General features: G+C 59.2%; 2 protein-coding genes. One reads left to right on the forward strand and one right to left on the reverse strand.

Annotation, left to right across the window (positions count from 1 at the left end; genetic code table 11):
• Nucleotides 1-158: DUF3039 domain-containing protein (locus ACLFKU_RS44070; RefSeq protein ID WP_410853435.1), on the forward strand; the 158-nt coding region annotated here is incomplete at its 5' end.
• A 24-nt stretch (nucleotides 159-182) separates the two neighbouring features.
• Here ACLFKU_RS44070 and ACLFKU_RS44075 read toward each other — a convergent pair.
• A partial coding sequence (locus ACLFKU_RS44075; protein ID WP_410853434.1) for a type II 3-dehydroquinate dehydratase occupies nucleotides 183-480 on the reverse strand: 298 nt, incomplete at its 5' end.

Here is a 480-nt window from a genome sequence, read left to right on the forward strand (position 1 = left end):
TCTCACACTATGTCCCCAAAGCGAAACTCACCGACGCGATGGTCAACGGGACCCCCGTCGTCGCCCTGTGCGGCAAGGTATGGGTACCCTCCCGCAACCCCGAGAAATTCCCTGTCTGCCCGGAGTGCAAGGAGATCTTCGAGTCGATGAACCGGTAAACACACCGATGAGGAACACAGACCTCAATCAGTGGCCAGCCAGGACAACGCCAGCTCATACCCCTTCAATCCCAGCCCGGCGATCGTCCCGGTGACATGCGCCGACACCACACTGTGGTGACGGAACTCCTCCCGGGCTGCGATGTTAGAGATATGGACCTCAATACAAGGCGCCACCAACTGGACGAGGGCATCGGCAATAGCGATGTTGTAGTGGCTCCAAGCCGCCGGATTAATGACGACCGGGGTCCGGTCATCAGCGGCCTGATGAATCCACCCCATCATCCGTTCCTCAGAATCGGTCTGACGCACCTCAACGTCC

The organism is Paraburkholderia sp. EG304 (genome assembly GCF_046543485.1).
Taxonomy (GTDB): Bacteria; Pseudomonadota; Gammaproteobacteria; order Burkholderiales; family Burkholderiaceae; genus Paraburkholderia; species Paraburkholderia youngii.